The sequence below is a fragment of the Pseudonocardia autotrophica genome, from assembly GCF_003945385.1.
GTDB lineage: Bacteria > Actinomycetota > Actinomycetes > Mycobacteriales > Pseudonocardiaceae > Pseudonocardia > Pseudonocardia autotrophica.
Genome location: NZ_AP018920.1, coordinates 3,001,484 through 3,023,933 on the forward strand (window position 1 = coordinate 3,001,484; position 22,450 = coordinate 3,023,933).

The following is a 22,450-nucleotide window of genomic DNA, read 5'->3' on the forward strand; positions in this document are numbered from 1 at the left end:
TCCCCCTCAGCCGATCCGGGCCTTGGACCCGAGCAGGCCCTGCGGTCGGAACACCAGGATCACGATCAGCACCGCCAGACCGCCGAGGTACTTGAGGTCCAGCGGCAGCACGAGCGTGGAGAGCTGCACCAGCACACCGACGATCAGGCAGCCGATCAGCGCGCCGTACGCGGTGCCGAGGCCACCGAGGATGACCCCGGCGAACATCAGCAGCAGCAGCCGGAAGCCCATCTCGTACTGCACGGTGCTGGAGAGCTCGGAGAGCGCGAACAGCACACCGCCGAGGGTGGCCAGCGCGCCACCGAGCATCCAGACGAACAGGATCACCCGGTCGACGTTGATGCCGGACGAGGCGGCCAGGTCCCGGTTGTCGGACACGGCCCGCATCGCCTTGCCGATCCGGGTCTTCTGCAACAGCAGCGCGACCCCGACCAGCACCACGATCGACACGATGATCGCCGAGAGGTCCTTGTCGGTGAGTGCGATCGGCCCGTAGTTGCGCACCGTCTGGGCGGTGTAGTCGGCGAACGACTCCGACCGGCCGCCGAAGATGATCAGGACCAGGTAGCGCAGCGCGATGCCGAGACCGATCGACACGACGAGCTGGGCGATCAACCCGGCGCCCCGGCGTCTGAGCCGCCGCCATATGCCGAGTTCGTTGGCTGCGCCGAGGAGTGCACCGACGAGCATCGCGATGATCGTCGCGGGGATCAGCTGCACCCCGCCGCCGACGTTGATGAACCAGGCGACGACCGCGCCGATGGTCACCATCTCGCCGTGCGCGAAGTTGGTCAGGCCGGTGGTGCCGAAGATCAGCGACAGGCCGACCGCGGCGATGCCGATCACCAGGCCGAACCGGATGCCGTCGACGAGCAGGCGCAGGAACATGGCGAACCCGCCGCCGGCGCCGCCCGCGACCTCCTCACCGAACCGGAAGACGACGGTGTTCAGTGCGCCGTCGCTGACCTCGCGGACGGTCTCGCCCTGCAGGACCTCGGTGCCGGGAGGGAGCGTGGACTCGTCGAGCCGGAAGGTGTAGCTGCCGGCGGAGGGGACCGTGAGCTCCCAGCGGCCGGTCGCCTCCGAGGTCGCCTCCCCGGCCGGGGCGCCGTCGAGTTCGGCGGTGATCGTGACGCCGGCCAGTGGCTCGCCGTCCTGGTCACGCAGGGTGCCGCTGACCTCGATGCCGTCGGTCTGCTGGGCGGGGGCCGCTGTGGCCTGGGAGACGGCCTGCGGGGTGGCCGGGGGAGTCGTGGTGGCGGCGAGCGCGGTACCGGACAGGGCTAGCCCGCCGACGAGTACGACGAGCAGGCCGATCAGCCAGCGTGCGGTGGCGGGGACCGATGGTCGTCGCGGGCCGGCGCCCGCGCGGACGGTCCCCGCGCTGTCGGCGCGCTCGCGGCGCGGAGTGCGGGGTGGTGACAACGTTCGTCCGTCCTCGTGGGGCGTCGTGCGGACACCCGGGTGGGTGATCTGGGCGAACGTAGCCGAGGAGAGGACTGGTACGAACGTCTCGAACCAGGCCGTAGCCGAGACGTAACCCGTTACTACCGGATTGCGACTGTCAGGACACGAGGGGTCGTGTGTCGCGGTGCAGACAGGTGAGTTTCGCGGTACAGACGCGGCGGCCGTCGTCGTCGACGAGCACGATCTCCGACGTCGAGGTGGAACGCCCGACGTGGATCGGCCGGGCCGTCCCGGTCACGTGGCCCTTGGTGGCCGACCGGTGGTGGGTGCAGGCCAGCTCGAGGCCGACCGGGAAGCGCTCCGGCAGGGAATGCAGCGCGGAGAGGGTGGAACCGAGCGTCTCGGCCAGCACGCCGCTCGCGCCGCCGTGCAGCAGGCCGAACGGCTGCAGGTTGCCCGCGACCGGCATCCGGCCGACGACCTCGTCGAGGCTCAGCGAGACGATCTCGATCCCCATCCGGTCGTTGAGCTGGCCTCCGGCGTGTTCCGGCGGGATCTGGGGGAGCTGGGCGGGATCGATCGGCACCAGGGAACCCTAAGCCCATCCGGCCGAGCCCCGCGGAGCGGTTCCGGACGCATCGGTTCCGGACACATCACAGCGTGCGCACTTGCCGTCGTGGCCCGGGTCGGCGATGTTCACCGTGCACACGCAAGCACCGGAGATGAGGACGAGACAGCGCATGGTCAATGACACCAGGCCCACGGCGACCGAGGCGTGGTCGATGCTGCTCGAGGGCAACGTCCGCTGGCAGCGCGACGAGCGTCAGGAGCCGCGCCGGTCGGCGGAGGAGCGGGCCGCGGTGCTCGCCGAGCAGAAGCCGGCCGCGATGATCCTGTCCTGCTCGGACTCGCGGGTCCCGGCGGAACTGGTCTTCGATCTGGGGCTGGGGGACCTGTTCGTCGTCCGCACGGCCGGCCAGGTCGTCGACGACGCGGTGCTGGGGACACTCGCCTTCGGCGCCGGGGCACTGGGTATCCCGCTGCTGGTCGTGCTCGGCCACTCGCAGTGCGGCGCGGTGAAGGCGGCGGTGGAGGTGGCCGGGGGAGCGCCGCTGCCCGCGCCGGCGACGCTGGGCGCACTGGTGCAGGACATCGTCCCGGTCTGTGCGGGCGCGGCGGCCGGTGACGAGGGCATCGCCTCGGCGGTGGACGCCAACGTCCGCCGGGTGGTCGCCCAGCTGACCGCGGCCCCGTCGCTGTCCGGAGCGGTCTGCAACAACCGGCTGAAGATCGTCGGGGCCCGCTACGACCTGCCGACCGGTGCCGTGCTGGAGGTCTGAGCCGCCGCCGGCCTGCGGGTCACGAAGATCGCCGTGCCGGGGAACAGCTCGCCGCGCAGCGGCGACCACTGTCCCCAGATCCGGTCGTGCCCCTCCGGCCACTCCGGCTCGACCAGGTCCTCCAGGACCAGCCCGGCGGCGACCACGTCCCGGATCCGGTCGCCGAGCGTGCGGTGGTGCTCGACGTAGGTGGCCCGGCCGGTCGCATCCACCTCCAGGTAGGGGGTGCGGTCGAAATAGGACTGTGTGACGGTCAGCCCGGCCGGGCCGGGATCGTCGGAGAACGCCCAGCGCATCGGGTGGTTCACCGCGAACACCCAGCGCCCGCCGGGCCGCAGCACCCGGTACACCTCGCGCATCACCCGTGCCGGGTCGGCCACGAACGGGATCGCCCCGAACGCCGAGCACGCCAGGTCGAAGGAACGGTCGGCGAACGGCAGGTGCTCGGCGCCGGCCTGCACCAGCGGGACGTCGGTGCCGAGCTCCCGGTTCAGCCGGGCGGCGTGCCGGAGCATCCCCCCGGAGACGTCCAGCGCCACCGGGAGCGCGCCCTGGGCGGCCAGCCACCGGCTGCACGGCGCGGAGCCGGCGCCGACCTCGAGCACCCGGGCCCCCGGCAGCGCCTCGGCCGGGGCGAGCAGCCGGGCGTCCTCCTCGTGCAGGCTCTCCGGGCACCAGACGAACTCGGCGTCGCCGATGTCGGAACCGTGCTCGTGGAGGTAGTCGTCGGCGTCGGCGTCCCACCAGCGCCGGCCGGCGCTCTCGGACTCGGCGCTGCTCACCCGCCTGCGGGCGAGCCCGGTGGTACCGAGAACGGACTCGGCGCTGCTGTACTCGTCGCGGCTGCTCATGGCCGCCCGATCGTCGCAGAGGGCCGCCGGGCCCGGGCCCGGCCGTCCCCGCTCAACCGTTCACCGGACCCGCATTGCCCGAGTGATTCCGGCCCGCGTAGCATGTTCCGCGCACTGTGGTCAACGTGGCGGACGACCGTCGACGCCGGGCCAGCCCCGCACGACCGTTGCGCCGTAGACGGATTCAGATCACGGGAATCGACGCCAGAGGGTGACTGTTCCAGTAGGGAGACTTACACAGTCACAGCTACACACACCAGAAGCGGGCGCTGCTGCAGCAGCGTCCGCACCGAGACCGCCAGAAAATCCATCGGAGCACCCCACTACATGTCCACCGACACCACCGCCGCCCCGACCACGCCGCAGGTCGCTATCAACGACATCGGGTCGGAGGAGGACTTCCTCGCCGCCATCGACCTGACGATCAAGTACTTCAACGATGGCGACATCGTCGAGGGCACGATCGTCAAGGTCGACCGCGACGAGGTCCTGCTCGACATCGGCTACAAGACCGAGGGCGTCATCCCCTCGCGTGAGCTGTCGATCAAGCACGACGTCGACCCCGCAGAGGTGGTCGAGGTCGGCGAGTTCGTCGAGGCCCTCGTTCTCCAGAAGGAGGACAAGGAAGGCCGTCTCATCCTGTCCAAGAAGCGCGCGCAGTACGAGCGCGCCTGGGGCACGATCGAGGCCCTCAAGGAGGCCGACGAGCCGGTCGAGGGCACCGTCATCGAGGTCGTCAAGGGCGGCCTGATCCTGGACATCGGGCTCCGGGGCTTCCTGCCGGCGTCGCTGGTCGAGATGCGCCGGGTGCGCGACCTCCAGCCCTACGTCGGTCGCAAGATCGAGGCCAAGATCATCGAGCTGGACAAGAACCGCAACAACGTGGTCCTGTCCCGCCGCGCCTGGCTGGAGCAGACCCAGTCCGAGGTCCGCAGCGAGTTCCTCAACCAGCTGCAGCGCGGTCAGGTCCGCAAGGGCGTCGTCTCCTCGGTGGTCAACTTCGGTGCCTTCGTCGACCTGGGCGGTGTCGACGGCCTGGTGCACGTCTCCGAGCTGTCCTGGAAGCACATCGACCACCCGTCCGAGGTCGTCGAGGTCGGCCAGGAGGTCACCGTCGAGGTTCTCGACGTCGACCTGGACCGCGAGCGTGTCTCCCTGTCGCTGAAGGCGACCCAGGAGGACCCGTGGCGGCTCTACGCCCGGACCCACGCGATCGGCCAGATCGTGCCGGGCAAGGTCACCAAGCTCGTTCCGTTCGGCGCGTTCGTCCGCGTCGAGGAGGGCATCGAGGGCCTGGTGCACATCTCCGAGCTGGCCGAGCGCCACGTGGAGATCCCGGAGCAGGTCGTGCAGGTCGGCGACGACGCGATGGTCAAGGTCATCGACATCGACCTCGACCGGCGCCGCATCTCGCTCTCGCTGAAGCAGGCCAACGAGGGCATGACGGTCGACACCGAGTTCGACCCGACCCGCTACGGCATGGCCGCCGAGTACGACGACCAGGGGAACTACATCTACCCCGAGGGCTTCGACGTCGACTCCGGCGACTGGAAGGAGGGCTTCGACGAGGCCCGCGCCGCGTGGGAGAAGCAGTACGCCGAGGCGCACACCCGCTACGAGCAGCACATCGCGCAGCTCCGCAAGGCCGCCGAGGCCGAGGCGGAGGGTGGCGACGACGTCGCTCCGGCGAACTACTCGTCGGGCGGTGACACCGAGGAGCGCTCGTCCGGCCAGGCCGAGACCAGCTCCAGCAGCGGTGGCTCGCTCGCCAGTGACGAGCAGCTCGCCGCCCTGCGGGAGAAGCTCTCCGGCGGAGCCTGATCCGCGGATCCGGTCCCGCTCCGGACCGGATCACGATCCGCACCGAGCCCCGGTGACCCGCGCGGTCACCGGGGCTCGGTGCGTGTGCGGGTGGATGTCCCGGGTGCAGGCACGGGCGGGTGAACAGCCCGCAGCGGTCCGGTTGCGTTGCGCGGCGTGTCGGTGGATACGCGCCGGGGGCAGATCACGGTTCGGCACCGTTCCATGACGCTCCGGGTGGGTTCCGGGAGTCGATCTCCGCATGCGGCCTAGATTGTTCACATGGCCGGCTGCTCCGTCCGCCGGACGCGATCCGGCACGTCCCTTCCCTCTCCTGCGAACCGCCTCCGGCACCGGCGGATCGCCCTGCTCGCCGGTGCCGCCCTGCTCACCGGGGTGATCAGCGGCTGCGGCATCGCCTCCGGTGATCCGGGGATCGCCGTTCCGACGTTCGCCACGGAGGAGACCGCGGTCGTCGGGGCCGACGGTGGGCCGCCGCCGATCGCACTGCCCACCGACTGCGCGCGGCTGATGGACCCGGAGCAGGCCGGTGCCCTGTTCGGGCAGGCGCTCGGCTCGGTGTCGGTCCAGTCGGTGCGCGGCGTCGCCGAGCCCGCGGTGAACCGCACCGAGCGCACGGCGTGCACCTACCGGGCCGGTGGCCAGGCCTTCGACGGGCCCGGTAACCGCGGCCCGGTGCTGTACCAGCTCAACATCGGCCGCTACGGCGACGCCGCGTCGGCGACCCGGCAGTGGCAGCTCAACACCAACGCCGAGCGGTCGAACGCGATCGCCTCCCGCGACGTCACCGTGGGGAACGTGCCCGGTGTGCTGATCGAGCGGCCCGACGAGTCGACGCTGGCACTCGTCTACGGCGTCGACACGCTGACCTTCGTGCTGCCGGTCGCGGCACCGGGCCAGAACCGGTCCGCCGCCGAGACGCTGCCCGACCTGGCGCAGCGGATCATCCCGGCGCTGACCCCGACCCAGCCGCCCACGGTGGAACCGCCTGCTCCCGCCGCGACCCCGGCGGCACCGCCGCCCGTGGCGCCGGCGCCGCAGGCGGGCCGGGCGCCCGCCGAGGACACCCCCGGCACCACCTGATTACGGTGGGCCCGTGCTGCGGACAGGGCTGACCGGGGGTATCGGGGCGGGCAAGTCGACGGTCGCCCGCCGTCTCGTCGAGCGTGGGGCGGTGCTGGTCGACTCCGATCTGCTGGCCCGCGAGGTCGTCGCCGCGGGCACCGAGGGGCTCGCCGCGATCGTGGCGGCGTTCGGCGACGGGGTGCTGCGGCCGGACGGGGAACTGGACCGGCCGGCGCTGGCCTCGATCGTCTTCGGTGACGCCGAGGCCCGCGGCGTGCTCGACGGGATCGTGCACCCCCTGGTCCGTGCCCGATCCGACGAGCTGGTCGCCGCCGCGGCGCCGGACGCGATCGTCGTGCAGGATGTCCCGCTGCTGGTGGAGGGCGGGATGGCGGCGGCGTTCCCGCTGGTCGTGGTGGTCGGGGTGGACGCCGAGGAGCGGATCAGGCGCCTGGTCTCGGCCCGCGGTATGTCCGAACAGGACGCCAGGGCCCGGATCGCCGCGCAGGCGACCGACGAGGGCAGGCGGGCCGCCGCGGACGTCTGGCTGGACAACTCCGGCGCCGAGGACGACACGCGCCGCCGGGTGGACGCGCTGTGGGACGGCCGGCTGCTCGGTTTCGAGGAGAACCTGCGGCTCGGCCGTCCGGTGCCGGACGGGCCGCCGCTGCTGGTCGAGGCCGATCCGGACTGGCCGGAGCAGGCCCGCCGGCTCGCCGAGCGGATCGGTCGTGCGGCGGGGGAGCGCGGCCGCGGGGTGGAGCACGTGGGCGCCACCGCGGTGCCCGGGCTGCCCGCCCGCGACGTGCTGGACCTGCAACTCGCCGTGGAATCCCGGTCGGACGCCGCGGCGCTGGGCGACCGGCTGGCCGTCGCCGGGTTCCCGGAGGATCCCGGTGCCGCCCCGGACGGTGCGGGAACGGTGCGGGTGCACCGCTCCGCGGATCCCGGCCGGCCCGCCGTGGTCGTCGTGCGGGTGCACGGATCCGCCGCCTGGCGGCACGCGCTGGGGATGCGGGACCGGCTGCGGGCCGACCCGCGCTCGCGGGACGGCTACACCGAGCGTCGTCGTGCCGCCGCCGCGCTGTACGGGGCCGATCCGGACTCCCGTCGCTACACCGCGCACACGGCCGCCTGGCGGGATGACCCGGACGAGTGATCGATGCAGCGATGATCACACGATTCGTGACGGACGCGTGAAGAACCACCCGTTTCTGTAACGGCGCCCGCTCGTTGGTCGATTCAGGCGGGCAGAGGGTGTCGACGCTCGGTGTCCCGCCGGAGTACGGGCGGGGTTTCCGCCGTTCGGGCCGGTCTCCGGCGCGAACAGGGGAAACCGGGATGCGGCGACGAGAGGACACGGGGTTGAGCACGGTGGTGCATCGATACGGGGCGGACGGCGGAGACGTCGAGCCCGGTCGCGCCCCGGACTTCACCCGTCCGGCGGAGTACGGCGAGGCGGAGTACGGCGAGCCGGACCCGTGGGCCGGCGACAACGGGACCGAGCACATCGACCACGACGCCTGGACCGGTGGCGCCGACGAGCCCCCGCCGATCAGTGGCGCGATGGTGCAGCAGCACCGCACGCTGCCGCACGGCGAGCTGCGCGCGGACTTCGGCGCGCACCTGGAGACCCACTACCCCCGGCTGGTCGCCCAGCTGTACGCGATCACGCTGAACCCGCAGGATGCGCACGACGCCGTGCAGGACGCCTACTCACGGGCCTGGCGCCGGTGGTCGGCCCTGCGGCGCCGCGGGGCGGAGGGTCACGGCGACCACTCCGACGCCGCCGTCGGCTGGGTCCGCCGGGTCGCCATCCGGACCTCGATGCGCGGGCGGTTGCTGCGCTTCGGCAGGCGCAGGCGGCCGGCCGCGGAGGAGACCGACCCGCGGACCGGGGCGCTGCTGGAGGCGCTGGGCAGGCTCACCCCGCCGGACCGGCGGGCGGTGGTGCTGCACCACATGGCCGGCCTGACGGTCGGCGCGGTCGCCGAGCTGGAGGCGACCGACGAGCGGGAGATCGGCCGGCGGCTCGCCAGGGGGCGCGAGGTCGTCACCGAGGGGATGGCAGAGGTGCTGGAACAGATCGTGGGAGCGCCCGCACCCTATGTGGCGCGCCCCGCGTACGGCGGTCACGGCGGGTACGACCTGCGCGCCGCCGAGGGGGGACGGGGATGAACGGGTACCAGGACATCGATCACGAGTTCCACCGGCTCGACGACGTGCTGGCGGCAGCGGTTCCGCTGCCCGCGGTCGACGACGTGATCGCCCGCGCCGCGGGGGCGCGCCGGGCCACCTCCGCTGCCGCGGCGGCGGTGCTGACCGTCGGATCGCTGGGTGGGATCACCGCGGTCGCGACGGCCGCGGCGCCGGAGGGCAGCTTCGTCGCCTCGCCGTTCGCGATCGCCTCGCCGGGGAGCACTGCTCCGACGCCGGAGCGGATCGCCACCGGTGAGCCGCCGGCGAGCGCACCCGGCGACGACGCCGTGCCGCCCGCGTTCGACCCGACGACCGCCGTGGACGGGGGCGCACCGGCTCCGGGCACGCAGCCCCCGGCCGACGGCACCGCACCGGTCGTCCCGCCGCCGCCCGGCGGCGGGGTGGCCCCGCCGCCCCCCGGACCGCCGCTGCCCGCCCCGCCGTCGTCGACCCGGCCGACGCCCCCACCGTCGCAGCCGCCGCCGGAGACCAAGCCGCCGGAGGGCACGCCGGACCCGACCACGCCGCCGCCGTCGAGCGAGCCGCCGGAGACCACCGAGCCGCCGGAGGGTTCGCCGGACCCGACGACGCCGCCGCCGTCCAGCTCGAACGGTGAGGGCACGCCGGACCCGACGACGTCGAACTCGGCCGCGCCCACGAGCACCTCGGACAGCCCCTCGCCGACCAGCACGTCCGAGTCGTCGACCACCGCCGTGGGGCAGGGCTCCGCCCCGCACGCGGCGCTCTGAGCGGCGTTCAGCCCGCCAGGTCGGCGGGTGGCACGGGATCGGCCCGCGGCCCGAGCGCGATCCCGTACCCGGCCAGCCACGTCTCGTGGTCGTGGCCGCTGCGTGCCAGCTCGGCGAGCACGGTGTGCGAACGCTCCAGCGCGTACTCGGCGGTCGCCGGGTCCAGCAGGCCCTGAGCGACCGCGGCGACGAACTCGTCGACGTCGAGCAGCTCGGTCTCGCGGCCCCGGCGCACCACCAGATCCAGGTACAGGTCGGTCATCCGGAGCAGCCCGCCGTCCCGGGTGATCCGGGCGATGTCGATGTAGATGTCCTGGTCGCGTTCGTGCCCGGGACGCCAGCGCCAGTCGGTCAGGCAGATCCCGAGATCGGGGACCACCCAGGACTCCACCCACCAGGCGTTCGGCCGGGCGACGACCGGCCGGGACAGATAGAGCCCCCAGTCCTCCTCGCGGAGCGTCCGGATCTCACGGCGGGTGCCCTTGGTGTCGTACTGGACGCGGTCGTCGGGATCGAAGATCTGGGTCTTGGGCGGATGCACGGGACGCATCCTGCCGGTGCCGGGCCGCGCTGTCAGGGGCGTGCGACGGGAAACTGTCGGGGGTCGCTCGTACTCTGGAGGCATGGCATTCGCGACCGAGGTCCCGGGCAGCGCGGCGGACCCGCACGGACACCCCGAGGGGGCGACCGCGCTGCCGCTCGCGCACTCCGAGCACCGGCCGGTCGGCGACATCGAGCGCAAGAGCGGCCGGTTCCGTGTCGTCAGCGACCTCCAGCCCGCCGGTGACCAGCCGACCGCGATCGCCGATCTCGACCGGCGGCTGCGGGCCGGCGAGGAGGACATCGTGCTGCTGGGTGCCACCGGCACCGGCAAGTCGGCGACCACGGCCTGGCTGATCGAGCAGCAGCAGCGGCCGACGCTGGTGATGGCGCCGAACAAGACCCTCGCGGCACAGCTGGCGAACGAGCTGCGCGAGATGCTCCCGCACAACGCGGTCGAGTACTTCGTCTCGTACTACGACTACTACCAGCCCGAGGCGTACATCGCGCAGACCGACACCTACATCGAGAAGGACAGCTCGATCAACGACGACGTCGAGCGGCTCCGCCACTCGGCGACGATGAACCTGCTGTCCCGGCGCGACGTCGTCGTGGTCGCCTCGGTGTCGTGCATCTACGGCCTGGGCACGCCGCAGTCGTACCTGGACCGCTCGGTGTCGCTGGAGGTCGGCGAGACCCTCGAGCGCGACCGACTGCTGCGGCTGCTCGTCGACGTGCAGTACACCCGCAACGACGTGTCCTTCACCCGCGGCACCTTCCGTGTCCGCGGGGACACCGTGGAGATCATCCCGGCGTACGAGGAGCTGGCGCTGCGGATCGAGTTCTTCGGCGACGAGATCGAGGCGCTCTACCACCTCAACCCGCTCACCGGCGACACGATCGAGCAGGTCGACTCGATCCGGATCTTCCCGGCGACGCACTACGTGGCGGGCCCGGAGCGGATGGAGCGCGCCGTCCGCGACATCGAGGCGGAGCTGGAGCAGCGGCTCGCGACCCTGGAGAACCAGGGCAAGCTGCTGGAGGCCCAGCGGCTGCGGATGCGCACCCAGTACGACATCGAGATGATCCGCCAGGTCGGCTTCTGCTCGGGCATCGAAAACTACTCGCGGCACATCGACGGCCGCGCCGGCGGCACCGCCCCGGCGACCCTGATCGACTACTTCCCGGACGACTTCCTGCTGGTCATCGACGAGTCGCACGTCACGGTGCCGCAGATCGGTGGCATGTACGAGGGCGACATGTCCCGCAAGCGCAACCTGGTCGAGTTCGGGTTCCGGCTGCCGTCAGCGGTCGACAACCGGCCGCTGACCTGGGAGGAATTCGCGGACCGGATCGGGCAGACGGTGTACCTGTCCGCGACGCCGGGCCCCTACGAGCTCAACCGGACCGGCGGCGAGTTCGTCGAGCAGGTGATCCGGCCGACCGGCCTGGTCGATCCCGAGGTCGTCGTCAAGCCGACCAAGGGCCAGATCGACGACCTGGTCGCCGAGATCCGCGACCGGACCGAGAAGGACGAGCGGGTCCTGGTGACCACGCTGACCAAGAAGATGGCCGAGGACCTCACCGACTACCTGCTCGAACTGGGGATCAAGGTCCGATACCTGCACTCCGAGGTCGACACGCTGCGCCGGGTTGAGCTGCTGCGCCAGCTGCGCTCCGGCGAGTACGACGTGCTGGTCGGCATCAACCTGCTGCGCGAGGGCCTCGACCTGCCCGAGGTGTCGCTGGTCGCGATCCTCGACGCGGACAAGGAGGGTTTCCTGCGCTCGGGGACCTCACTGATCCAGACGATCGGCCGGGCCGCCCGTAACGTCTCCGGCCAGGTGCACATGTACGCCGACCGGATCACCGACTCGATGCAGTATGCGATCGACGAGACCGACCGGCGCCGGGCCAAGCAGGTCGCCTACAACACCGAGCGCGGGATCGACCCGCAGCCGCTGCGCAAGAAGATCGCCGACATCCTCGACCAGGTCTACCGGGAGGCCGAGGACACCGAGGCGGTCCCGGTCGGCGGTTCCGGCCGGAACGCCTCGCGGGGCAAGCGGGCCGCCGGCGAGGCCGGCCGGTCCGGTGCGGCGCAGAGCTCCGGGGTGGCCACGGGCAAGGACACCGCCGGGATGCCGCGGGCCGAGCTCGCCGACCTGATCCAGCAGATGAACGACCAGATGCTCGCCGCCGCCCGGGACCTGCAGTTCGAGCTGGCGGCCCGGCTCCGCGACGAGATCTCCGATCTGAAGAAGGAGCTCCGCGGGATGGATGCGGCGGGGGTGAAGTAGCGGTCGCGCGGCGGCTCGGGCCCCGGCCCGGGCCGCGCAGCCGGGTCCGCGCGGATCACGACGAGGCGCCCCGCTACCGTTGGCGACCGTTCCCGCACACCCGGCCGCCCGGCACGCTCGACGCGTCGCCCGGACCCGGCCCGCCGCGCAGCGGAGGAGCCCGCGTGACCGTCACCCGCACCACGCCCGACCCGGACGTCCCGCCCGGGGGCGGCGCCGACGGGCACCTCGGCGTGGTGTCGTGGCTGCGGTCCGCGGCGACCTCGTGGGTGACGCTGCTGCTGACCGTCCCGCTGCTGCTCGCCTCGCTCTACTGGTCCTGGATCCGGCTCCGGAACTATGCGCTCGACCTGGACATCTACCGGATCGGCGTGCAGGTCTGGCTGGCCGGCGGGGACATGTACGGCGAGCTCCCGCCGCCGCTGCACGGCCCGGTGCTGCCCTTCATCTATCCGGTGTTCGCGGCGATCGCGATGGTGCCGCTCGCCGTCGTCCCCTACGCGGTCGCCTTCACCACCCAGTTCGTCGTCTCGGTGGTCTCGCTGGCGATCTGCATCGCGCTGGCGATCCGGGTCGCCTGGCCGGCCGGTGGCTGGCGCGGCGGTGTGGTGCTCGGCGTCCCGGTGCTGGCCGCGGCGCTGCTGACCGAACCGGTCGCCCAGACGTTCGCGTTCGGCCAGATCAATCTCGTGCTGATGCTGCTCGTCCTGGTCGACTGCCTGGCACCGCGCACACTGTGGCCACGCGGGATGCTGCTCGGCCTCGCGGCCGCGATCAAGCTGACCCCGGCAGGCTTCGTGCTGTTCCTGCTGGTCCGCCGGGACTGGAAGGCGTGCGCCGTCGCCGTCGTCACCGGGACCGTCGCGACCCTGATCGGCTTCGTGGTGGATCCGGCGTCGTCCTACCGCTACTGGTTCGTCGGCGGCCCGGCCGCCGGGGTCAGCGGATCGACGTTCTTCTCCAACGAGACGGTGCAGGCCGTGCTGGCCCGCCAGGAGGTCCCCGAGCCCTGGTTCACGGTGCTGTGGCTGACCATCGTCGCGGTGCTGCTGGCACTGGCCGTCCCGGTGATCCGTCGCTCGGAGCCGGTGCTCGCGCTGGCCGCGACGGCGGCGGTCGTGCTCATGGCGACTCCGACCGCCTGGTCGCACCACTGGGTCTGGGTGGTGCCCGGCCTGATCGCGATCGGCGCGCACGCCATCCGGCACCGCTCGATGGCCTGGGCCGCGCTGGGTGCGGTGATCGCTGCGATCTTCTACATCGCGCCGTTCCGCTGGATGCCGAACGTGTGGGGCGTCGAGATGCGGTGGAGCCTCTGGGAGCAGGTGCTCGGGGCGAGCTACGTCATCCCCTCGGCGATCGCGCTCGGACTGGGCTGCTGGTACGTCATCCGCGGGCCCGGCAGGCCGGGTGGCCCGCAGGCCCCCGCTCCGGAGCGGCTGCGGGTCGGCGACCCGCGCTGACCTGACCGGCCGGCTATGGCGCGGGCCACACCGTGGACCTAACCTGGGGCCGGGAGGTGGAGGTGGACCCTGCCGGCGGCGAGGCCCGGGACCAGGCGAGCATCTGCGCGGTCCGACCGGGTACCGACCTGGGCAGGCACGCCCGGATGCTCTCCCGCCTGCACGATGCGGTGCTCTCCGGGGACACCGCTCCCGGCCTGGCTCGCAGCCTGGTTGCCCGCTCCTGGGACCGGGTCCGTGCGCAGGGCGTGAACCCCGACGCGGGTGACCCGCCCGGCCCGCTCGACGCGGGTGTCGTGGAGCGGCGGCGGACGGAGTCGCCGCTGGTCCCGGTCCTGCCCGCGCTGCGCTCCGCCCTCACCTCGGTCGCCGAGGACGCCCGGCACGTCATGGTCGTCACCGACGCCGACGGGGTGCTGCTCTGGCGGGAGGGCTCCACCGCCGTCCGCCGCCGCGCCGACTCGCTCGGTTTCACCGAGGGCGCGGACTGGTCGGAGACCTCGGTCGGCACCAACGCCATCGGCACCGCGCTCGCCGAGGACGGCCCGGTGCAGATCTTCTCCGCCGAACACTTCGTGCGCAGCCACCACGGCTGGACCTGCACCGCCGCTCCGGTGCACGACCCGCGCAGCGGTGAACTGCTCGGCGTCGTCGACATCTCCGGACCGGCCGAGACCATCCACCCGACGACGGTCGCGCTGGTGAACACCGCCGTCCGGCTCGCCGAGGTGGGGCTCTGGCACCGGCACGAGGCCCGGCTGGACGCGCTGCGCAGCATCGGCGCCCCGATGCTGGCCGGAACGTCCGGCCCGGGGCTGGTGGTCGACGACCACGGCTGGGTGGCCGCCGTGACCGGCCTGCCGGCGGTGGAACGGGTCGCCGCCCCGGCCGCGGACCGGCTGCTCGCGGTGCACGGGCTCGGGCCCTGCCTGCCCGAGCCGGTGCCCGGTGGCTGGCTGCTGCGCCCGGTGGCCGCCGGCGGGGCACCGCGGATGCGGTTGTGCCTGGACCTGGACGGGCGGCCGCCGAGCGCCGTCGTCGAGGGCACCGGCCGCTGGGTGCATCCGCTCTCGACCCGACACGCGGAGCTGCTGGTCCTGCTCGCGCTGGCCGGTAGGACCGGGCTGGACGCCGCGGCGCTGTCCGAGCGGCTCTACGGGGACCGTGCCCACCTCGTCACGGTCCGGGCCGAGATGTCCCGGCTGCGCCGGGGGCTCGGCGGGATCCTGCTCGCCCGCCCGTACCGGATCGCTCCGGGGGTCGAGCTGGACCTGGCCGGCCTGGCGCACAGCCGGGTCGTGCGCGACTCGACCGCCCCGGGGGTCGCCGCCCTGTTCCGGGGCTGACCCGCCCGGCACCGCCGGCCCACCGGCCGGCGGCTCAGCTGGTGATGTCCTTGCGGGTGAAGCGCCAGGCCGCGGCGGCCATGAACAGCGTCGTGTAGCAGACCGCGGCGAACGCGCCATAGGTCATGTCGGCCCAGTCGACGTCGCTCGCGAGCAGCGCCGACCAGGCGTCGCCGTAGTGCGTCGGCAGGAAGTTCCGGATCACGCCGAGGTCCTCGATCTGGTCGATGATCTGCGACACGATCGACGCCATCACCGCCCCGCCGACCGCGCCGAGCGGCGCGTCGGTGCTCACCGACAGCAGCAGCGCCAGCCCGGCGACCCAGCTCAGCTGGATCATCAGGAACACCGCGCCGAGCATGACCCGCCCGGCCGCCGTCCAGAACGGCAGCGACTCGCCGATCGGGGACACCAGGTCCCCGGTGCCGTAGGCGATCGCGCCGACCACCAGTGACGCGATCGGGAGCAGCAGCAACGCCGCCACCGACAGCAGTCCCGCGACGATCGCCTTCTGCCGCAGCAACCGGGCCCGGGGCACCGGAACCGCGAGCAGGTAGCGCAGCGACGACCAGGAGGCCTCGGCGGCGACGGTGTCGCCGAAGAACAGCGCGACCAGCACCACCAGCAGGAAGCTCGCCGACGCGAACAGCGTGAACACCGCGAAGTTGGCGGCGCTGCCCGATGCCAGGTCGACCAGGTTCGGTCCGGAGGCCTGGCCGTCGCCGTCACCGAGGGAGAACGCGCCCAGCAGGATCAGCGGCATCGCCAGTACGAGTCCGAACACCACCTGGGTGCGCCGCCGCCCGAGCTGGCGGGCCAGCTCGGTGCGCAGCGGCAGCGTCCGGCCGGGGATGGCGGGCGGGGCGGCCGCACCGGCGACCAGGTCGCCGACGTGTCCGCGCCGGGTGGAGAGCTGACGCTCGTCATCCGCTGCCCGGTTCGCCGCTGCCCGGTTCGTCGCAGCTTGGTTCGCCGCAGCCTGGTCTGTTGCTGCCCGGTTCGTCGTCACTGCATGCCCCCGCTCACGTCGCGGCCCTCGGGCCCCACCAGATCGAGGAACGCGTCCTCCAGCCGTCCGCGCGGCCCGGCCGCGCTCACCGCGACCCCGGCGGAAACCAGGGCCGTCACCACCTCGGCACGGCCCACGTCGTCGAGGTGGGCGTGCACGACGCCCGGCTGCTCGCCGGGGACCACGTCGTCGACCCCGTCGATCCCGGACAGCACCTCGGTGGCCAGCTCCACCGGCTCGACGGTGAAGGTCGAGCCGCCGCCGGCCGCGGTCAGCTCGGCGACCGTGCCGGACGCGACCACCGTGCCGCGGTGCATGACGACGACGTCGGTGCAGGTCTGCTCGACCTCGCCCAGCAGGTGGCTGGAGACCAGCACCGTCCGGCCACCGGAGGCGTAGCGGCGCAGCAACTCGCGCATCGCGTGGATCTGGGGCGGGTCGAGCCCGTTGGTGGGTTCGTCGAGGATCAGCAGCTCCGGCAGCCCGAGCATGGCCTGCGCGATCGCCAGGCGCTGCCGCATCCCCTGCGAGTAGGTGCCGACCCTGCGGTGCACCGAGTCGCCGAGGCCGGCGATCTCCAGCGTCTCCGTCATCCGGGCCTGCTCGATCGGGCGGCCGGTGGCCTCCCAGTACAGCCGCAGGTTCTCCGCGCCGGACAGGTGCGGGAGGAAGCCGGGGCCCTCCACGAAGGCCCCGATCCGGGACAGCACCGCGGCCCCGGGCCGGATCGGCCTGCCGAACGCCCGCATCTCCCCGGACGTCGGCGCGATCAGCCCCATCAGCATCCGCAGCACGGTGGTCTTCCCGGCGCCGTTCGGCCCGAGCAGGCCGAGCACGGCGCCCCGCTCGACGGTGAAGGAGACGTCGGAGACCGCCCGGAACCCGTTGCGGTAGGTCTTGGCCAGCGCGCTGACCTCCAGCGGCGGTGCATCGGGGCCGGCCGGGGCCGTGGTGTCCGGATCGGCGCGCCGGGCCCGGCGCCGTGTCAGCAGCCACAGCACGAAGGCGGCGGCGAGCACGCCGGCGATGCCGAGCACCGGCCAGAGCGGGACGGTCCCGGCGCTCTCGGTGCGGCCGGGCACCTGCGGGACGGAGAGCACCGGGTCGCCGGCGAGCCCCACCTGCCAGACAGCCGGGTCGGTCCCGGAGACGAATCCCTGGTCGGTCGTCGAGAGCTGCACCATCAGCCTGCTGCCCGCGGTCACCGGGGCGACGACGCCGGGGAGGGTCACGGTCGTCTCGACCGGGCTGCCGTCGGCGGGCACGGCGACCCGGATCGGGGCGACGGCGTTGCCGAGCAGCGTGCTGCGGCCGTCCGGGGAGAGCGCGGTGACCGAGCCGAACAGCACCGCCGTCTCCGGCGCCGGCTGGCCGGGAACCCGTGCGACCTGCACGGTGACGCGGGCCGAGCCGGAGGGCTGCATCGGCTCGGCGACCGGCTCGGAGACGAACCGGGCGGACTGCCCCGGCGAGGCGAGCCCGGACAGCGAGCCCAGCGAGCCGAGCGATCCCAGCGCCGATCCGAGCCCGGGCAGCGAGGTGATGGTGGCCGGGTTGCCGCCGGGCGGGTGCACGACGACCTGCTCGTCGCCGGACAGCGGCACTGCGGTGGTGGGGGTCTCGCCGCCGGTCAGGCCGGGATAGGCGTCGGCGAGGACGGTGCGGCCGGTGGGCGTGTCGCCGCGGGTCCGTACGTTGCTGCGGATCTGGTAGGCGAACGGCGCCTCGGCGAGCGCACCGGCGGTGCCCTCGGCGGCGGGCAGTCCACGCAGGTGCTGGTCGAACCAGTCACCGATCCGGCTGCGGACCTCGGAGTCGGCCTCGCCGCCGTCGTGGCCGCCGGCGAACCACAGCACCGACACCGGGGTGCCGTTGGCGGCGATCCCGCGGGCGTTGGCGTCGGCCTGGTCGAGACCGAACAGGGTGTCCTGTTCGCCCTGCACGAGCAGCGTCGGTGCGGTGATCCGGTCGGTGACGGTCGCGGGCGAGGACCGGTCCATCAGCGCAGCCAGCTCGGGCGAGACGCGGCCGGTCCGGGCCGCCTCGGAGTAGGCGGCGCACAGCTCGGGTGCGAACCGGCCGCAGGTCAGCTGGGTGCCGGGCCCGGGGCCGGGCTGCACCAGCGGTGCCGAGGCACCGGTCTCCTGGAAGGCGGTCGGGGAGAGGCCGGCGGCCGATCCGCTCGCGTCCGGGGCGGGGGCGTCCTCGGGCCCGGCTGCGCCGTCGGCCGTGCCGTCCGAGGCCGCGCCGTCCGAGGCTGCGCCGTCGGAGGCTGTGCCGTCCGTGCTCGTGCCGTCTGTGCTCGGGCCGTCCGTGCTCGATGCCCCGGAACCGAGGCCGCCGCCGTCCGGCCCGGCCCCGCCCGCAACACCGCCACCGCCATCGCTGCTGCCACTGCCATCGTCATCGCCACTCCCACTCGCGCCACCCGGCGCGGCGGCACCGCCGGGGACCCGGCCGCCGGAGCCGAAGAAGACCCCGGCCCAGCCGCTCTTGAAGACCCCGTCCGGCGCGTCCGCGGCGACGGCGGGGGTACCCGGCAGCGGAGCACCGGCCGGGGCGGCGTTGTTCGGGAACAGCGACTGCCCCAGGTCGTTCCAGGTGATCGCCGGGGCGATCGCGTCGACCCGGTCGTCGTACCCGGCGAGCAGCAGGGCGAGCCCACCGCCGTAGGAGCCCCCGGTGACGCCGACCCGCGGGTCACCGTCGCCGTCGCGCTGCACCTCGGGGCGCTCGGCCAGCCGGTCGATCAGCCGGGAGGCGTCGGCGACCTCGCGGTCCGGGTCGTTCAGCCCGATGAACCCGCCCGAGGCGCCGAAGCCGCGGGCCGTCCAGGTCTGGACGACGTAGCCGCGCGCGGCGAGCTCGCGGGCGTCCCGATCGACGCCGTCCTTGCTCCCGCCGAAGCCGTGCGCGACCAGCAGCGCCGGCGCCGGGGTCGCCGCGGACGCCGATGCCGGCACGTACAGCGAGGTGTCGAGCTCCACGGTCCCGGGATCGCCGGGACCCGCGGGCACGGCCACCCGCTCCTCGCTGACGGCGATGTCCCCGCCGTCGTCACCGGTGGCCGCGGCGGCGACCGGCGCGACGGAGACCAGCAGGCCCGCGACGAGCAGAGCGATCAGCGGGGCGGGGGAGGCCCGGCGGAGCAGGGGGCGCACGTGCACCTCATCGAAAGTACGCAGATCGCGCCGGGCGCGCCGTCGCGCCCCCTGCGGTGTCCGCATGATCACCTCGCGGTGCGGGCGGCGGATGTGACCGCGGGGAGGGGCGCGGCCGGCACCGGCGCGATCGGAACCCGAGGTCACGCAGGGAATCGGTCGAACCGGACGGACGGGGATATCTATCAGGTATATCCGGGTGCCCTCGGTCACCCCGTCTCGCCACGCAACGTACGGGGGAGGAGACTCGACCTGATCCGCAGGGGAGTATCCCGTTCGCGGTGGTGTCGTCAGCACGGTGACGGCGGGGTGGTGCCCCGGCCGTTCCCCGGCACCACCGGCCACGCCTGACGCCGGTGGCGCCGTGGCGGGAGAGACCTCGGGCCACTCGACGACGCCCTGGTCTTGGAGGAAGTACGTGAACGTTCCCTTGTGGGTCTGGCTGGTCACGATCGCCGGGTTCGTCCTGGTGATCGGGTTCGACCTGATCGTGAACGACCACAAGCCGCACGCGGTCACCCTCGGCGAGGTGACCCGCTGGGTGGTCTTCTACGTCGCGCTGGCCGTCGCCTTCGGCATCGGTGTGTGGCTGGTGGCCGGTGGTGACTACGCCGGGCAGTTCTTCGCCGGCTACCTCACCGAGTACTCGCTCTCGGTCGACAACCTGTTCGTCTTCCTGATCATCATGTCGGCGTTCAAGGTGCCGGTGATCCACCAGCACCGGGTGCTGCTGGTCGGGATCGTGATCGCGCTGATCATGCGCAGCATCTTCATCGCCGCGGGCGCCGCGGTGATCGACCGTTTCAGCTGGGTGTTCTACCTGTTCGCCGTATTCCTCATCTACACGGCGATCTCGCTGGTCAGGCAGGCCGCGGGCGGCGACGACGAGGAGTGGGAGGAGGGCCGGGTACTGCGCCTGGTCCGCCGGGTCTTCCCGGTCACCGACGACTACCACGGCGCGCGGACCACCGTGCGGATCGACGGCAAGCGCTGGCTGACGCCGATGTTGATCGTGATGATCGCGATCGGCGTCACCGACGTCATGTTCGCGCTGGACTCGATCCCGGCGATCTTCGGCCTCACCCAGGAGGCCTACCTGGTGTTCACCGCGAACGCGTTCGCGCTGATGGGGCTGCGCCAGCTCTACTTCCTGCTGGGCGGGCTGCTGAACAAGCTGGTCTTCCTCTCCTACGGGTTGGCGGTCCTGCTCGCCTTCATCGGCGTGAAGCTGGCGTTGCACGCACTGCACGAGAACGAGCTGCCGTTCCTGAACGGCGGTGAACCGCTGCCGGTGCCGGACATCGGGATCGGCGTCTCGCTGGGCGTCATCATCGGGGTGCTGGCGCTCACCACGATCACCAGCCTGGTGGCGGTCCGGCTGCGCCCGGAGCTGGCCGAGCGGGGCAGCGGGATCACCGCGCCGCCGCTGGCCCGCACCCGGGAGGAGGCCGACCGGCTGGTGGCCGAGGACGAGAAGGCCGACCACCGCGTCACCGCGCCACGCGAGTAGCGGTCGGCGTCAGCTCCGCAGGTGGTGCAGTACGACGTCGCCGATCCGGCCGTCGTCGAGGGTGAGCGTCATCCAGGTGTGCGTGGGCATCCGCCGACGGTCGGTCGGCGAGCCCGGGTTCAGCAGCCGGAGCTCGGTGCCGTCCGGCCGGCTCGCGCTGGTGTCCCACGGGATGTGCGAGTGCCCGAACACGAGCAGATCGGTGCCCGGGTGCGCGGCGAGCGCGCGACGTTCCCGGCCCTGCCGGGTGCCGGTCTCGTGGGTGACGGCCAGGCGCACGCCGCCGACGGTGACCCGTGCGGTCTCGGGCAGCCGGGCGCGCAGCTCGGCGCCGTCGTTGTTGCCCCAGCAGGCCACCAGCCGGGATGCGCGCTCGTCGAGCCGGTCGAGCAGATCGACCTCGCACCAGTCACCGGCGTGCACGACGACGTCGGCGGCGTCCACCGCCGCCCACACCGGCCCGGGCAGGTCCTTCGCCCGGGCCGGGAGGTGGGTGTCGGAGATCAGGAGCAGCGAGCTCAGTTGACGCCCACCAGGTCGACCACGAAGACCAGCGTCTCGTTGGGCGCGATGACGCCCCCGGCGCCGCGCTCGCCGTAGCCGAGGTGCGGCGGGATGACGAGCCGGCGGCGGCCGCCGACCTTCATCCCGGTGACGCCGGTGTCCCAGCCGGAGATGACCTGGCCGGCGCCGAGGCCGAAGCGCAGCGGCTGGCCGCGGTCGTAGGAGTTGTCGAACTCGCGGCCGGTGGACTGCGAGACTCCGACGTAGTGCACGGCGACGGCGTCACCGGGCTTCGCCTCGGTGCCCTCGCCGAGGCTGATGTCCTCGGCGAGCAGGTCGGTGGGCAGGGGGCCGTCGACGATCTCGACGGCGGGCTTCTGCGGTGCGGTCACGGCTGCTCCCTGGCGAGTGCTGGGGTGTCTCCGACGTCGGTCGGCTGTCCGGGGCGACCCTGCCAGAACCGCACCGCCGGGCCGCGGCGGGGGACGGCGTGGCAGGCTGCGCGGGTGCGTGAATCCGACGGCGACGTTCGCGACGCCTGGGTGGCCTGGCTGAGCACCCTGGACCAGGCCGGTTATCCCGGTTCGGCGATGGCCGCGCCGCCCGCCGAGCCGGCCGCGGTGGCCGATGCGGAGCAGGAGTTCGGCCGCCCGTTCCAGCCCGGCCTGCGTGCGCTGTACGAGCTGTCCGACGGTCAGCAGCCCGACGCCGGGCCGCTCCCGGTGACGACGACGCTGTTCCCCGGCACGTACGCGCTGCTCCCGCTCGGCCAGGCGCTGCGCGAGTACCGGAACTGGGTGGAGCTCGTCGGCCCGGGGGAGTCGAACCCGGACTTCGACGACGCGATCACCGTCCGGGACGGTGATCCGGTGCGGGCCCGCTACTGGGACGCCGGCTGGTGGCCGGTCGCGACCGACGGTGGCGGCAACTCGATCGCGGTCGACACGGTCCCGGAGCCGGGTGGCACCGTCGGCCAGCTGATCGTCGCCGGGCCGGACGAGGACGAGCGCCGCCGGATCGGCACCGGTGTCGCGGACTATCTGCGGCGTCTCGCCGCGTCGCCGCTGCCCGCGCCGCCCACCGCGCGACCGGGCGACCCGTTCCTGTTCTGGGACGTCCGCGCCCTACGCTGACCCGAGTGGCAATCGGCCGTCGGGGACGTTTCGCCGCAACCGGGCAATGGTG

At 73.2% G+C, this 22,450-nt stretch carries 19 protein-coding genes; 11 read left to right on the top strand and 8 right to left on the bottom strand.

What is annotated here, in order from left to right; genetic code table 11:
• Positions 1–6: 6 nt before the first annotated feature.
• Both Pdca_RS14245 and Pdca_RS14250 read right to left on the bottom strand, forming a co-directional pair.
• Positions 7–1,425: a branched-chain amino acid ABC transporter permease gene (locus tag Pdca_RS14245; RefSeq protein WP_232021567.1), complete on the bottom strand. Its 1,419-nt coding sequence runs from the start codon at positions 1,423–1,425 to the stop codon at positions 7–9.
• A 139-nt stretch (positions 1,426–1,564) separates the two neighbouring features.
• Entirely contained in the window at positions 1,565–1,993 is a 429-nt protein-coding gene (locus tag Pdca_RS14250; protein WP_232021568.1) for a PaaI family thioesterase, read from the bottom strand.
• A 154-nt stretch (positions 1,994–2,147) separates the two neighbouring features.
• Between Pdca_RS14250 and Pdca_RS14255 the strand changes: the two genes are divergently transcribed.
• Positions 2,148–2,747: a carbonic anhydrase gene (locus tag Pdca_RS14255; RefSeq protein WP_158092235.1), complete on the top strand. Its 600-nt coding sequence runs from the start codon at positions 2,148–2,150 to the stop codon at positions 2,745–2,747.
• On the opposite strand, the gene Pdca_RS14260 is transcribed toward Pdca_RS14255, so the two are convergent.
• Complete coding sequence (locus Pdca_RS14260) at positions 2,711–3,598, bottom strand: class I SAM-dependent methyltransferase (RefSeq protein WP_085914411.1); 888 nt, start codon at positions 3,596–3,598, stop codon at positions 2,711–2,713. The two genes, Pdca_RS14255 and Pdca_RS14260, sit on opposite strands and share 37 nt — an antisense overlap.
• Positions 3,599–3,925: 327 nt before the next feature.
• Here Pdca_RS14260 and rpsA point away from each other — a divergent pair, with 327 nt between their 5' ends.
• The 5 genes from rpsA (at position 3,926) to Pdca_RS14285 (ending at position 9,432) form a co-directional block, all read left to right on the top strand.
• Positions 3,926–5,419, top strand: a complete 1,494-nt coding sequence (gene rpsA / locus Pdca_RS14265; protein ID WP_085914410.1) for a 30S ribosomal protein S1 — start codon at positions 3,926–3,928, stop codon at positions 5,417–5,419.
• A gap of 261 nt (positions 5,420–5,680) precedes the next feature.
• Complete coding sequence (locus tag Pdca_RS14270; protein WP_085914409.1) at positions 5,681–6,502, top strand: hypothetical protein; 822 nt, start codon at positions 5,681–5,683, stop codon at positions 6,500–6,502.
• 13 nt (positions 6,503–6,515) lie between these two features.
• A complete protein-coding gene (gene coaE / locus Pdca_RS14275; protein ID WP_085914408.1) occupies positions 6,516–7,643 on the top strand; it encodes a dephospho-CoA kinase in 1,128 nt (375 codons plus the stop codon).
• A gap of 215 nt (positions 7,644–7,858) precedes the next feature.
• On the top strand, positions 7,859–8,662 hold the full coding sequence (locus tag Pdca_RS14280) for an RNA polymerase sigma factor (RefSeq protein ID WP_232021680.1): 804 nt from the start codon (positions 7,859–7,861) through the stop codon (positions 8,660–8,662).
• On the top strand, positions 8,659–9,432 hold the full coding sequence (locus Pdca_RS14285; protein WP_125911413.1) for a hypothetical protein: 774 nt from the start codon (positions 8,659–8,661) through the stop codon (positions 9,430–9,432). Before Pdca_RS14280 ends, Pdca_RS14285 begins: the two co-directional genes overlap by 4 nt.
• Positions 9,433–9,439: 7 nt before the next feature.
• Here the strand turns inward: Pdca_RS14285 and Pdca_RS14290 are convergent, their stop codons facing one another.
• A complete protein-coding gene (locus tag Pdca_RS14290; protein WP_085914405.1) occupies positions 9,440–9,973 on the bottom strand; it encodes a ribonuclease FAU-1 family protein in 534 nt (177 codons plus the stop codon).
• A gap of 82 nt (positions 9,974–10,055) precedes the next feature.
• On the opposite strand from Pdca_RS14290, the gene uvrB reads away from it, so the two are divergent.
• From uvrB to Pdca_RS14305, 3 genes are all read left to right on the top strand, one after another.
• Positions 10,056–12,272, top strand: coding sequence for an excinuclease ABC subunit UvrB (gene uvrB / locus Pdca_RS14295; protein WP_269462859.1), 2,217 nt, complete (start codon positions 10,056–10,058; stop codon positions 12,270–12,272).
• Positions 12,273–12,436: 164 nt separating this feature from the next.
• Complete coding sequence (locus Pdca_RS14300; protein WP_085914404.1) at positions 12,437–13,735, top strand: glycosyltransferase family 87 protein; 1,299 nt, start codon at positions 12,437–12,439, stop codon at positions 13,733–13,735.
• A 62-nt stretch (positions 13,736–13,797) separates the two neighbouring features.
• Positions 13,798–15,081 carry a GAF domain-containing protein gene (locus Pdca_RS14305; protein WP_232021569.1) on the top strand — a complete coding sequence of 428 codons (1,284 nt, stop codon included), beginning with the start codon at positions 13,798–13,800 and terminating at the stop codon, positions 15,079–15,081.
• A 34-nt stretch (positions 15,082–15,115) separates the two neighbouring features.
• Here the strand turns inward: Pdca_RS14305 and Pdca_RS14310 are convergent, their stop codons facing one another.
• On the bottom strand, positions 15,116–16,090 hold the full coding sequence (locus Pdca_RS14310) for an ABC transporter permease (RefSeq protein WP_085914403.1): 975 nt from the start codon (positions 16,088–16,090) through the stop codon (positions 15,116–15,118).
• Positions 16,087–19,251 (bottom strand): ATP-binding cassette domain-containing protein, encoded by a 3,165-nt coding sequence (locus Pdca_RS14315; RefSeq protein ID WP_232021570.1) that lies wholly within the window; start codon positions 19,249–19,251, stop codon positions 16,087–16,089. The genes Pdca_RS14310 and Pdca_RS14315 overlap by 4 nt, the downstream gene beginning before the upstream one ends.
• A 418-nt stretch (positions 19,252–19,669) precedes the next feature.
• On the opposite strand from Pdca_RS14315, the gene Pdca_RS14320 reads away from it, so the two are divergent.
• The gene (locus Pdca_RS14320) at positions 19,670–20,761 is read left to right on the top strand and encodes a TerC family protein (RefSeq protein WP_085914402.1); all 1,092 of its coding nucleotides are present in this window, start codon (positions 19,670–19,672) and stop codon (positions 20,759–20,761) included.
• 9 nt (positions 20,762–20,770) lie between these two features.
• Here Pdca_RS14320 and Pdca_RS14325 read toward each other — a convergent pair whose 3' ends face one another.
• Both Pdca_RS14325 and Pdca_RS14330 read right to left on the bottom strand, forming a co-directional pair.
• A complete protein-coding gene (locus tag Pdca_RS14325) occupies positions 20,771–21,283 on the bottom strand; it encodes a metallophosphoesterase family protein (RefSeq protein WP_085914401.1) in 513 nt (170 codons plus the stop codon).
• Complete coding sequence (locus Pdca_RS14330; RefSeq protein ID WP_085914400.1) at positions 21,280–21,657, bottom strand: FKBP-type peptidyl-prolyl cis-trans isomerase; 378 nt, start codon at positions 21,655–21,657, stop codon at positions 21,280–21,282. Before Pdca_RS14330 ends, Pdca_RS14325 begins: the two co-directional genes overlap by 4 nt.
• Before the next feature lie 114 nt (positions 21,658–21,771).
• On the opposite strand from Pdca_RS14330, the gene Pdca_RS14335 reads away from it, so the two are divergent.
• Positions 21,772–22,398 carry an SMI1/KNR4 family protein gene (locus Pdca_RS14335; RefSeq protein ID WP_125911414.1) on the top strand — a complete coding sequence of 209 codons (627 nt, stop codon included), beginning with the start codon at positions 21,772–21,774 and terminating at the stop codon, positions 22,396–22,398.
• The last annotated feature ends 52 nt before the right edge of the window (positions 22,399–22,450 follow it).

Coding starts and splice junctions, on each gene's coding strand:
- Pdca_RS14285 (WP_125911413.1), top strand. CDS start 8,659: ATGAACGGGTACCAGGACATCGATCACGAGTTCCACCGGCTCGACGAC.
- Pdca_RS14270 (WP_085914409.1), top strand. CDS start 5,681: ATGGCCGGCTGCTCCGTCCGCCGGACGCGATCCGGCACGTCCCTTCCC.
- Pdca_RS14260 (WP_085914411.1), bottom strand. CDS start 3,598: ATGAGCAGCCGCGACGAGTACAGCAGCGCCGAGTCCGTTCTCGGTACC.
- Pdca_RS14255 (WP_158092235.1), top strand. CDS start 2,148: ATGGTCAATGACACCAGGCCCACGGCGACCGAGGCGTGGTCGATGCTG.
- uvrB (WP_269462859.1), top strand. CDS start 10,056: ATGGCATTCGCGACCGAGGTCCCGGGCAGCGCGGCGGACCCGCACGGA.
- rpsA (WP_085914410.1), top strand. CDS start 3,926: ATGTCCACCGACACCACCGCCGCCCCGACCACGCCGCAGGTCGCTATC.